The sequence below is a fragment of the Paenibacillus sp. genome (assembly GCF_035645195.1).
Lineage (GTDB): Bacteria > Bacillota > Bacilli > Paenibacillales > YIM-B00363 > Paenibacillus_AE.
This window is the reverse complement of record NZ_DASQNA010000018.1, coordinates 227,703-239,738: the sequence shown is the minus strand read 5'-3', so window position 1 is coordinate 239,738 and position 12,036 is coordinate 227,703. Positions and strand designations below refer to the sequence as shown.

General features: G+C 61.6%; 11 protein-coding genes. All 11 read right to left on the bottom strand.

All coding sequences use genetic code 11. The features are described 5' to 3' along the window. Positions 1-68: 68 nt before the first annotated feature. The 11 genes from VE009_RS10300 to dinG all read right to left on the bottom strand — a co-directional run bounded on the left by VE009_RS10300 (position 69) and on the right by dinG (position 11,980). On the bottom strand, positions 69-782 hold the full coding sequence (locus tag VE009_RS10300) for a DnaD domain-containing protein (protein WP_325007305.1): 714 nt from the start codon (positions 780-782) through the stop codon (positions 69-71). A 20-nt stretch (positions 783-802) separates the two neighbouring features. Further along, complete coding sequence (gene asnS, locus VE009_RS10295; RefSeq protein ID WP_325007304.1) at positions 803-2,113, bottom strand: asparagine--tRNA ligase; 1,311 nt, start codon at positions 2,111-2,113, stop codon at positions 803-805. A gap of 27 nt (positions 2,114-2,140) precedes the next feature. Beyond that, entirely contained in the window at positions 2,141-3,355 is a 1,215-nt protein-coding gene (locus VE009_RS10290; protein ID WP_325007303.1) for an acetate kinase, read from the bottom strand. Next, on the bottom strand, positions 3,352-4,227 hold the full coding sequence (locus VE009_RS10285) for a 3-hydroxyacyl-CoA dehydrogenase family protein (RefSeq protein WP_325007302.1): 876 nt from the start codon (positions 4,225-4,227) through the stop codon (positions 3,352-3,354). Before VE009_RS10285 ends, VE009_RS10290 begins: the two co-directional genes overlap by 4 nt. Before the next feature lie 82 nt (positions 4,228-4,309). After that, positions 4,310-5,815, bottom strand: coding sequence for an AAA family ATPase (locus VE009_RS10280; protein WP_325007301.1), 1,506 nt, complete (start codon positions 5,813-5,815; stop codon positions 4,310-4,312). Then, positions 5,808-6,344: a hypothetical protein gene (locus tag VE009_RS10275; RefSeq protein ID WP_325007300.1), complete on the bottom strand. Its 537-nt coding sequence runs from the start codon at positions 6,342-6,344 to the stop codon at positions 5,808-5,810. Before VE009_RS10275 ends, VE009_RS10280 begins: the two co-directional genes overlap by 8 nt. Before the next feature lie 130 nt (positions 6,345-6,474). Further along, positions 6,475-6,606, bottom strand: a complete 132-nt coding sequence (locus VE009_RS10270) for a hypothetical protein (RefSeq protein ID WP_325007299.1) — start codon at positions 6,604-6,606, stop codon at positions 6,475-6,477. Continuing rightward, positions 6,603-7,145 (bottom strand): hypothetical protein, encoded by a 543-nt coding sequence (locus VE009_RS10265; protein ID WP_325007298.1) that lies wholly within the window; start codon positions 7,143-7,145, stop codon positions 6,603-6,605. The genes VE009_RS10270 and VE009_RS10265 overlap by 4 nt, the downstream gene beginning before the upstream one ends. 1 nt (position 7,146) lies before the next feature. After that, positions 7,147-8,457 (bottom strand): amidohydrolase, encoded by a 1,311-nt coding sequence (locus VE009_RS10260; protein WP_325007297.1) that lies wholly within the window; start codon positions 8,455-8,457, stop codon positions 7,147-7,149. Then, positions 8,454-9,101, bottom strand: coding sequence for a redox-sensing transcriptional repressor Rex (locus VE009_RS10255; protein ID WP_325007296.1), 648 nt, complete (start codon positions 9,099-9,101; stop codon positions 8,454-8,456). The genes VE009_RS10260 and VE009_RS10255 overlap by 4 nt, the downstream gene beginning before the upstream one ends. Further along, complete coding sequence (gene dinG / locus VE009_RS10250) at positions 9,098-11,980, bottom strand: ATP-dependent DNA helicase DinG (protein WP_325007295.1); 2,883 nt, start codon at positions 11,978-11,980, stop codon at positions 9,098-9,100. Before dinG ends, VE009_RS10255 begins: the two co-directional genes overlap by 4 nt. Positions 11,981-12,036 lie beyond the last annotated feature (56 nt).

The window sequence follows — 12,036 nt, the reverse complement described above, 5'->3', positions numbered from 1 at the left end:
CGCCCGCGCGCAATGCTGCGCGTCGGACGGTGTATCGAGGAGCGGCGCTCCGGGCAGGGGCGCAACCGTTAACGACCGCCCCGGAACCGCTCCGTATACGCCTTCGCTTCCTCCGGCGTCGTAATTCGGTTTTTCGCCCACTCCATCAGGATGCGGTCGATATAACGGAAATGCACCTTCCCGGCGAACACCGCTTCCTTCAGCGCCGCCATGATGAGCGAATCCGTATATTTGTCCTGGTCGAGCCAATTGACGATCGTCTCGTACTCCAGCGGAGACAGCGGACGGGCGAATTCGCTCTCGAAGACGGTGAACAGATCTTTGCGCCGCGAGGCGGCCGTCTCGCGAGGCGCAGGCGAGGACGCCGCCGTCTGGCGGTACGTCTCCGGCTCGACCGTAGCATCGTACTCGTCTAACTCCGGCTGCGCCGACCAAGCCGCCGCGAGCTTGTCGTACAGCGGCGCTAGATCGTACCGCTCGCCGCGGACGCCGGTGACGGCGTCGACGTCGTCTTCGATCGTCAGGAAGCCTTCGCGGACGAACCGCTCGATCGCCGACAGCACCCGATCGGGCGACGTCGACATGCGCGAGGCGAGCTGCTCGGGCGTCGGGAACACCGTATGCTCCCGCTCTTGGAAATACATCAGATGGATCAGAAGCATCGCTTCGATCTCCGAGAGGCCCAGCCGGGCGTATGTTTGCAAGAATAAGCCGGGAACGGATGCCGCGCCGAGGCGCAACCCCGCGCGAAGCCCTTCCCGGTACGCGTCCAGTGGCGCCATGGTCGTTCCTCCGTTTCTCTTTAAGGGTACAGACGATAGAGAAGACGCGGGAACGGAATCGTCTCCCGCACGTGGTCGAGCCCGCAAATCCAAGCAACGGTTCGCTCGAGGCCGAGCCCGAAACCCGAATGCGGTACGGAGCCGTACGTGCGCAAATCCAAGTACCAACGGTACGTTTCCTTGGACAGATGATGCTCTTCGAACCGCTGCTCCATGAGCGCCGGGTCGTCGATGCGCTGCGAGCCGCCGATAATTTCCCCGTAGCCTTCCGGCGCGATCAAGTCGGCGCACAGCACCACTTCCGGCCGGTTCGGATCCGGTTTCATATAGAACGCCTTCAGCGACGTCGGATAATGCGTAATAAATACCGGCTTCTCATAGCTTTCGGCGATCGCCGTTTCGTGCGGCGCGCCGAAATCTTCGCCCCACGTAAACTCCGGAAAGCCGTTCGCGTTCAAAAACTTGACCGCGTCGTCGTACGTAATGCGCGGGAACGGCGCGATCGCCTTCTCGAGCTTCGACGTATCCCGCTCCAGCACCGCGAGCTCCTTCCGGTTGTGCTCGAGCACGCTGCTCACGATATGCGAGACGAACTGCTCCTGCACGCGCAGGTTTTCCTCGTGGTCGACGAACGCCATCTCCGGCTCGATCATCCAAAACTCGATCAGGTGGCGCCGCGTCTTCGATTTTTCCGCTCGGAACGTCGGGCCGAACGAATACACTTTCCCGAGCGCCATCGCGGCCGCTTCCATGTACAGCTGGCCGCTCTGCGTCAAGAAGGCGTCCTCGTCGAAATATTTCGTATGGAACAAGTTCGTGGTGCCCTCGGCGGACGTCGGCGTCAAAATCGGCGCGTCCACTTGCGTAAAGCCGCGCGTGTCGAAAAACTCTTGAATCGCCCGCACGATTTGCGCGCGAATCGTCAAAATCGCGTGCTGCTTCGGCGAGCGAAGCCACAGATGGCGGTGGTCCATCAAGAAATCGACGCCGTGCTCCTTCGGCGTGATCGGATAGTCCGACGTCAGATGAATGATGTCGACGCCGGTCAGCGTCAGCTCGTACCCGCTCGGGCTGCGCGGATCTTCGCGGACGACCCCGGTCGCCCACAAGGACGACTCCTGCGTCAGCTTGTCCGCCGCCGCCCAGACGTCTTCCGCGACGTCGTTCTTCGCGAGGACGCCTTGGATGAAGCCCGTGCCGTCGCGCAGCTGAAGGAATGAAATTTTGCCGCTGGACCGTTTCCGGTGCAGCCAGCAGCCGATGGTTACCGTCTGGCCCACGTGGGCAGACACGTCCCGTATCGTCGTTCGAATCGAATCCGTTCCGCTCATAGTTCGACCCCTACTTTTCGATAAAAATTACGCGCCGCTCTCTTCCGACCGCACCAACGCGTACGTATCCCTTGCGATGACGAGCTCTTCGTTGGTCGGAATGACGAGCACCTCGACTTTCGAATTCGCCGTCGAGATGCGCCGATCCTCCTTCGAGCGCACCAAATTCGCTTCGGGATCGATTTCTACGCCCAAATACGCTAAATTCAGGCACGTTCTCGCCCGAAGCAGCCACGAATTTTCGCCGACGCCCGCCGTAAAGACGATCGCGTCGATGCCGTTCATGGCCGCGGCGTACGCGCCGATATATTTGCGCAGCCGGTACTCGTACATCTCGAACGCGAGCCTCGCGTTCGGATGCCCCTCCTCCATCGCCTCCTGAATTTCGCGCATGTCGCTCGAAATGCCGGAGATGGCGATGAGGCCGCTGTGCTTGTTCAGCATCGAGCTCACTTCGCCGATCGTCAAATCTTCCTTGCCCATGACGAACGGGACGACCGCGGGATCCAAATCGCCGCTGCGCGTGCCCATCATGAGGCCTTCGAGCGGCGTCATGCCCATCGACGTGTCGACCGATTTGCCGCCCTTCACCGCCGTGACGCTGGCGCCGTTGCCAATGTGACACGTTACGATTTTGAGCTCCTCGAGTTTACGCCCGAGGAACTCTGCGGCGCGCCGGCTGACGTACATGTGCGACGTGCCGTGGAAGCCGTATTTCCGAATTTTGTGCCGGCGGTACAGCGCCAGCGGGATCGGATACAGGTACGCGTTCTGGTCCATCGTCTGGTGGAACGCGGTGTCGAAGACGACGACCTGCGGCACGCCCGGCAAGTTCGCTTCCACCGCCGAAATGCCCATCATGTGGGCCGGGTTGTGCAGCGGCGCCAAATCGAACAACCGCTTGATTTCCTGCTTCACCTCGGGCGTGACGATCGCGGATTCGCGGAACGATTCCCCGCCGTGCACGACGCGGTGTCCGACCGCTTGAATGTCTTCGATCGAGCGGATGACGCCGTGCTCGCTATGTACAATGACGGCCAGCACTTTTCGGATCGCGGCCGTATGGTCCAGGATTTCGCTGACCTCGCGCACCTCCGGCTTCCCCGCCGGCTCATGGGTCAAGATGGCGGATTCCATGCCGATGCGCTCCACGCGGCCGGCGGCCAGCACCGACTCGTCGGTCATGTCGTAGAGCTGATATTTCAAGGAAGAACTGCCGGCGTTAATGACCAACACCTTCATATTCTATCACCATCCTCGTCGTAACGGAAGAAACCGTAGCCCGTCTTGACGCCGAGCTGCCCGGCGCGAACCATTTTGCGCAGCAGCACGGCCGGACGGTACTTGAGGTCCCCGTAGTCGCGGAACATGCGCTCGAGCGCGGCGAGCACGGCGTCGAGGCCGAACCGGTCCGCCATTTCGAGCGGTCCGTGCTTGAACCCGTAGCCGAGGCGCATCGCGTTGTCGATGTCTTCCGCGGAGGCGACGCCTTCGGCGAGCGTATGCATCGCTTCGTTGATCAACGTGCAGATGAGGCGCGTCGTGACGAAGCCGGGAGACTCGTACACGAGAATGCTTTTCTTCGAGAGCACGTCCTCGACGAACGAGCGCGTCCGCTGGAACGTGTCGTCCGACGTCTGCAGCCCGCGGATGACCTCGACCATGTCGATGTTCGACACCGGGTGAATGAAATGGAGCCCGATGACCCGGGCCGGGAAACGCGCGACGCCCGCCAGCTCGGTGAGGCTGAGCGTCGACGTGTTGCTCGCCAGAATGACGTCTTCGCCGCACAAATCGCCGACGCGTCGGAATACGTCCTTCTTCGCGTCGAGATCTTCGCTGATCGTTTCGATGATCAGCTCGCAATCGGCAAGCCCTTCGAGCCCGTCGACCGCGTGCATGCGGGAGAGGATCACCTTTTTCTCCGCTTCGGTAAGCGCCCATTTTTCGATTTGCTTATCCAAGCTCATCTCGATGCCTCTCAGGCCGTGCTCCAGGTTTTTCGCGCTTTTCTCCGCGATATAGACGTCGAGCCCTTTATGTCCTAACATTTCGGCGATCGCCTGACCCATCGTGCCCGCGCCGATGACGCCGATTCGTTTTAAACTTGTCATGCTCTTCCACACCTCAATTATGTATGAAGATACTCCGGAGGGACGCGGCGAACCGCGTTTCCGGAGCATGTCGGATCTTGCGTTATGCAGTCGGCTGCAATTCGACGCCGCGAAGCAGTTCGCGGAATTGATCGCCGGACAGCGTCTCTTCCTTCTTCAAAATGTCGAGCGACGCGTCGAACACCGGTCGATACGCGGCGAGCAGCTCCCTCGTCCGCGCCGTCAAGTCGTCCAAAATGTCGGCGTTCGCCTTGCTGTACTCTTCTTTGGTCAGCATCGACGATTCGACGATGCCGAGTTCGGTAAGGCCGGAATCGATCATCGTCTTCACGAGTCCGAGCGACTGCTCGAAGTCGTTGCGAGAGCCGGTGCTCCGCTCGCCGTAGAACATCTCCTCCGCGGCCGAGCCGCCGAGCGCGATCATAATTTGCTCCTCCAAGTACCGTTTCGTGTATAGGTACTTGTCCCCTGGCGGGTTGTGCCGTACGTAGCCGAGCGCTTGCCCGCGCGGGCTGAGCGCGACCTGGCTGACCGAGCCGGGACGCACCGATTCGGCGACAATAGCATGCCCGAGTTCGTGAATCGCTACTCGCTCGCGCTCTTCCGCTGCCGCTTCCCGGTCCGTCTTCTCGCCCATCATCACTTTGTCGATCGCCTGCAGCAAATGGCGCTCTTCGATGCGCTCCGCCGTCTCGCGCATCGCGTAAATCGCCGCCTCGTTCATGAGGCTCTCGAGCTGCGCGCCGGAGAAGCCGAACGTCTGATCGGCGATTTTCCGAAGCGATACGCCTTCGGCCAGCGGCTTATTGCGCGCATGCAGCTCGAGGATGTGCAGCCGCCCCTTGGCATCCGGCAGGTCGACCTGAATGTGCCGGTCGAATCGCCCCGGACGCAGCAGCGCGGAATCGAGCATATCTTTCCGGTTCGTCGCGGCCATGATCAAGATGCGCGGCGACTCCGACGTATGCAGGCCGTCCATCTCGGTGAGCAGCTGGTTCAGCGTCTGATCGTATTCGCGCTGCTGCCCGCCGTCCCGTTTGCCTCCGACGACGTCGATCTCGTCGATGAAGATGATCGCGTTCGCTTTGTTTTCCTTGGTCGCCTTCTGACGCGCTTCCTTGAATAGGTCGCGCATCCGGGACGCGCCGACGCCGACGTACATTTCAACGAATTCGGAGCCGCTCGCGCCGACGAACACGCTGTCCGTGTAGTGGGCGGCCGCCTTCGCCATCAACGTTTTCCCCGTTCCCGGAGGACCCATCAGCAGGATGCCCTTCAGCGGACGAATGCCGAACTTCTCGATCAGTTCCGGCTTCACGAGGAAGTCGAGCGCCTCGATCAGCTCTTTCTTCGCCCGATCCTGCCCGCCGATATCGTCGAACGTCAGGAACGAAGGCAGCTTCGCCCGCGGCTTCGAACGTTCGCCGCCGACGAGTCCGGCGCCGCCCCGCATCCGGGTCATCAGCAGCAGCGAGCCGGCGATGACGGCGACGAGCAGCAGCGGAACCGGATTGACGCCGATGAAGAACAAGAACGCGAGCAGCACCGGTACGAAGCCGATGGCGATCTCTTTCCCATACTTACTCATTCGGCCACACCCCCATCATCGCCGGCGTGCGAGGCAGCACGACGTATTTGCGGTTTTCGCCGTTCGAGATCGTGATGTAGACGTTCACGTCGTCCATTTCGGTGACGACCTGGATATCGGATGGCGATTGGGACGCCAAGGCGTTCAGCCGTTCCGGAATAAGCGAATATTGACGCGTCTCCATCGCTTGCGCGACGTCGAACAGCGCGCCGGCCCACCAATCGTCGAGCGCGCGGCTCGGCTGGCCGACCGGCTGCATCGCGACGGCGCGTCCGCCAAGGGACGATTCCGCCGCTGCGGCGATATCTTGCACTGCCTCGCGCAAATTAGCGTCGGGCGACAGCGTGAAACGCACGACGGCCGCTTCGCGGCCGAGCTCGAGCTCCGGACTTTCGACGCCCGGCACGGCGGCGATCGATTCGAGGAACGGGTCCTCCATCGCGACCGCCTGATACATAAACCAACCGCCGAACAAGACGGCGGAGGAAACGACTAACGTTATAGCGACAGGTAAGAGACGCAGCTTCACAACTTCGTCCCCCTTTCTAGTATCTATCATGATCGTATATACGAGAGTATATCACAATAGACGCTCAAAAAGGGGATGCAATGTGTGGAAGGCTGCGCCTCGTTTGCGCGCTGGGCGCCTGAATATTCGGTTATCGAATGAGCAGCGACAGCACCAGCAGCACGCCGAAAATCACCGTCAACCAAAACCACAGCTTCGTTCTCCACGACCACTTCATGCGTTGCTCTGTTCCTCCGTTCGGCGGCGTCTGGCGCCGCGTCATCGCTCGAGCGCGAGCCGGTACGTCTCCAGCTTCGCGCCGTCGCGAAACCGGTAATACTCGTAATATTTCCGGCTCGCCTCGTCTTCTTGAACCTCGTAGTACACTTCCCATACGTATTCCTCGCCGAGCTTGCCCGGCGCGATGCGCAGGAGACGCGCTTCCGGCCGCTCCCGCAGCACGCGCGCCTTCAGCTCCTCGCGGGCGACGCCCGCGTCGAGGCGCTCGACATGCGCCCCGTCTTCGCCCCACAGCCAAGCGATGACGGGCGTTCGTTCCTCGCCCTCGCCGTATACGCCGGTGACGACCGTAATCGGCTGGTCGCCGACGAACCGTTCGACGGACGTGACGGCGGCGAACTGCAGCTCTTCCATCGCTCGCGACTCCGCTCGCTCGACGACGTCCCAGTAAGGCTCCTGCACCGTGCCGTAAAACCGGCTGCCGAACAAAGCGCCGACCGCCAGCAGCAAGCCGGCGGCGAGGATCGTCCGCAAACCGAGCTTTCGGCGCCGGTCGTCGTCGTTCCACATCCGCTCGGCCATGTTACGCGGTTCCCTTCAACCGGCGCAAGGCCGCGTTCGCCTCGGCTTTAATCCGCTCTTCGTCGAGCGTGAGACACGCCCCTCCGCTGACGACCCGCTTGCCGTTCACCCATACGTCGGTCACGTCCCCGCCCGAGCCGGCGTAGACGATGTGCGACACGAGATCCGCTTCCGGCTGGTAGTGCGGCTTCGTCACGTCCACCGCGACGACGTCCGCCTTCATGCCCGCCTCGAGCGTCCCGACGTCGTTCAACCACAGCGAGCGCGCGCCGAATACCGTGCCCATTCGAAGCGCCGTCGCCGCCGGCACCGCGGTCGGATCGCCGCTGAAGCCTTTGTGGATGAGCGCGGCGAGCCGGATTTCGCGGAATATGTCCAAGTTATTGTTGCTCGCGGCGCTGTCGGTGCCGAGCGACACGCGCACGCCCGCCTTCAACAGCTCGGGCACGCGGGCGACGCCGCTCGCCAGCTTCAGGTTGCTGCCCGGGTTGTGCGACACGCCGACGCCGTGCTCCGCCAATATCGCGATTTCTTCGTCCGTCAGATGTACGCCGTGCGCGACGAGGCATGGGCGGGAGAAGACGCCGAGCCTCAGCAAATGTTCGACCGGTCTGGCGCCGTACGCCTCGACGTTGTCGGCCACCTCGCGCGCCGTTTCGGACATGTGCGTGTGGATCGGCAGATCGAGCTCATGCGCCGCCTCGACGAATTTCGCGATATACTCCGGCGGGCACGTATACGGAGCGTGCGGCGCCATCGCCGTCGTGATGCGGCCGTCCGCCGCGCCGTGCCACGTCTTCGCGAAGCGGATCGCTTCGGCAAGTTTCGCGCGCTGCACGTCTTCCGGACAAAGTCCGATGACGCCGCGCGTCAGGCACGCCCGAATGCCCGCGTCCGCCGCCGCTTCCGCCACTTGGTCCATGTGGTCGTACATGTCCATGAACGTCGTCGTTCCGCTCTTCAGCATCTCCACGAGCGCGAGCATCGTTCCCGCCCGCACGTCCGCCGCCGTGAACTTCGCCTCCGTCGGCCACATGTATTCCTGCAGCCACACCTGCAGATTGACGTCGTCCTTGAGCCCCCGCAGCAGCGACATCGCCGCGTGGCCGTGCGTATTGACGAGGCCGGGCATGAACAGCTTGCCCCGTCCGTCGACGACTTCGTCCTCCGGTACCGGCTGGACCGGCTCCTTGCCTATGTATTGGATGCGGTCGCCCGCGATGACCAGCGTTCCTTCGAACACGGTCGTGCCCTGTTCGCCTTCCGCCATCGTCAGGATGGCGCCGTTCCGAATTACCGTGCGCTTCGTCATTCTTCGTCTTCCTCCGTCTCGTTCCGATTCAAATAATACGCGAGGCTTTGCAGCTCGATCGTGAAATCGGCGTAATGCACCCGAATATGATGCGGCACCTTGATGATCGAAGGGGCGAAATTGAGAATCCCCTCGACGCCCGCCTCCACGAACTGGTCGGCCACGTTTTGCGCTTCCGCGGCCGGCACCGTAATGATGCCGATGCGGACGCGCTGCTCCCGAACCGTCTCGACCAGCTCGTGCATCGGCTGGACGCTGAGCTGGTTGATGCTTTCGCCGACCCGCTTCGGATTGGCGTCGAACACGGCGGAGATGCGCATATTATCCTTCAAATAAGCGTTATAATTGCACAGCGCATGCCCGAGGTTGCCCGCGCCGACGAGCGCGACGCGGATTTCCTGGTCAAGCTTCAAAATGCCTCGAATTTTCTCGACCAAATAGTTGACGTCGTACCCGATGCCTTTCTTCCCGAACTCGCCGAAATAAGCGAGATCTTTCCGAATTTGCGCCGGGTTCAGATCGAGGCGCCTTCCCAGCTCCTGGGACGACACCGTCTGCACGTCGCTCTTGGCGAGCTCGTTCAAGTTGCGCAAATACATCGGCAGGCGGCGGACGACCGCCTCCGAAATTTTAGGAAATTTCAAGTCGCTTCCTCCTTCCCCGCCGGCCAAGGCGCGTCCAGCCACTCGCGCATACGCCCCGGAATCGATCCGCAAGGCAGATGTTCGATTTTCGGTCCGGGCAGCGAATACAAGAAATGTTTCCCGTAGTTCGTCTCGATGACGCGCGTGTCGTAAATCAGCACGATGCCCCGGTCTCTCGCCGTGCGGACGAGCCTCCCGAAGCCCTGCTTGAATCGAATGACCGCCTGCGGCACCGACAGCTTCGTGAACGGATTTTCGTTGCGGGCCCGCAAATATTCGCTCTTCGCCTCGACCATCGGATGGTTCGGCGGCTGGAACGGCAGGCGCACGATGGCGAGACACGTCAGCGCCTCGCCGGGGATGTCGACGCCCTCCCAGAACGAACTCGTCCCGAGCAGCACCGCCGAATTCGCCTGCAGGAACAACCGGGTCAGCTTGCTGCGGTTGCCGCTGTCGACCCCTTGGCCGAGCACGTGAATGCCGTGCGGCTGCAGCGCGTCTCGCAGCGGCCCGTGCGTTTGCTTTAACATTTTGTTCGACGTGAAGAGCACGAGCATTTTGCCGTTCGTGACGACCGCCGCATCGCGCAGCGACTCGACGAGCCGCTCGAGGAACGCCGGGTCGGCGTTCGCCCCTTTGAGGCCGGGGAAATCGCGGGGAATGAGCACGAGCGCCTGCTCGCGGTATTTGAACGGAGACGGCAGCTGCACCGTCGCCAGCCGCTCTCCGTCTTCGCCGCCGCTTTTTAGGCCTAGCTGCGATTTGACGTAGTCGAACGATTTCTCGACCGTCAGCGTCGCGGACGTCATGACGACGGCGTCTTTCCGCTCCCAGAAGTGCTCCCGCATGAGGCCCGAAACGTCGATCGGGGCGGCATACAGCCGGACGGAACGCGACTTGAAATGCGGACTCGCCTCGAGCCAATACACCATGTTGGAGTCGTCGGCCTTAATGAGCAGGCGGAGCGCGTCGCGGGCCCGGTAGACGTCCTTCACGGTGCCGGAGAGATCGGTAAGGAGGCTCTCCAGCCCGAAATCGTCGGCATCCTCTTTCCCTTCGTTGATCAGCCGATCGAGCACCTTGAGCACTTTCGACAGCGTAAGATACAGATTGTCTTCCATCGCTTCGAACTGATTCCAATCGTGCGGAAGCTTATCGTGCTTTAAGCGGACCGCGACGGTGCCGCCGCCCTCCGCCGACGCCGCCGCTTCCCGCGCAAGAAATCGGTCGTACAGCGCTTCGAACAGCTCGTCCCACGTCTCTTTCGCTTTGACGATCTCCGGGAACAGCTCGCCTAGCCGTTCGCTCCAGCCTTCGGTTTTCGCGTTCGGATGCTGCTCGAGGAGCGACTTCAGCAGCGGCAGCTGACCGGTTTTGCTGTCCTTGAGCAGCGTCGTCAGCGCGCCGACGAGCGAGAAATACGACAGCTCCAATCCGAGATGCTGGCTCGCTACGTCCTCGAGATGATGGGCTTCGTCGACGACCAGTCTTCCATATGCGGGAAGGATGCGGTGCTCCGCTTTCACGTCGGTGAATAATAAGGAATGATTCGTAATAATAACGTCGGCTTCGTTCGCTTCGTTCCGCGCGCGATGATAGAAGCATTTGCGGAACCAAGGACATGCCCGGTTCAAGCACGAATCCGCATCCGACGCGACGTGGGACCAAAATTCGCCGCCCTTTTGACCGAGGTTCAGCTCCTCTTCGTCGCCGTGCGCCGTTTCGCCGAGCCAAACGATCATCTGCGCGGCGATGATCCGATCTTCGCGCTCGTTCGGGAAGTCCTGCAGGTTTACCTTATGTTCGAATTTGCGGAGGCATAAATAATGGCTGCGCCCTTTGAGCACCGCCGATTTGAACGGCGCCGGCGACAGCTCGTGCAGCAGCGGAAGCTCCTTCTGCCTCAACTGCTCCTGCAAATTGATCGTATGCGTGCTGACGACGACCTTCTCTTTATGCTGCAGCGCGTAATGAATGGACGGGATCAAATAGCCGAGCGATTTGCCCGTGCCCGTGCCCGCCTCGATGACGAGATGCTTCTCGTCGTTGAGCGATTGCGACACTTCTTGCATCATCCGCTCCTGCGCCGGTCGTTCCTCGTAATCCGGCACCTTCTCGCGAATGCGGCGCTTCATTTCTTCGTAGAACGCTTCGAAATCGAGGTCCAGCGCTTCGCGCCCCTCGTCCTCGCCGGTCGCCCAATCGTCCACGCCCAACGCAAATTGCCGGTGGGATTTCGCCGGTTCTCGGTCGCTCCCATCGGCTATCTGCTCCTTGTACGCGACGACTTCTTCCAAAAACCAGGCGTTATCCCCGCCGGCCATGTCCGGATGCGCGAACAAGAAGCCGAGCCGCTGCAGCGTCATGAGCGGCAGCGAGAACAGCTTCTCCATGCAGCGGATCCAAATGCGTGCAGTCGCTTCGGCGTCGCTGTCGGCTTGATGCGGCCGATCGTGCTCGATGCCGAACGCCGCGGAGACGAACGACAGCTGATAGCTCGACAGCGTCGGGAACAGCATCCGCAGCCAATCGAGCGTATCGAGGATACGCCCGGCGAAGGCGGGATAACCCGCATTGCCGAGCGAGCGCTGCAGGAACGCCACGTCGAACATCGCGTTGTGCGCGACGAGCACCGCCCCGTCCAGCAGCGGCACGATCTCGTTCATGACGTCGTCCGGCTCCGGCGCGTCCGCCACCATCTCGTCCGTAATGCCGGTCAGCGAGCGGATGAACGGCGGGATCGGCGCGCTGGGGCGAACGAACGAAGCGTACGTATGTTCGATTTCAAAGTCGTTGACGATCACGAGTCCGACCTGGATAATTTCGTCGCGGCCGGCCTGATCGCCCGTCGTTTCCAGATCCAATACGGCAAATCTCATTCGTTCTTCGTTCCCTCTCCGGCATAATCGTGGTTTCGTTCCTTTTAGGATACCAA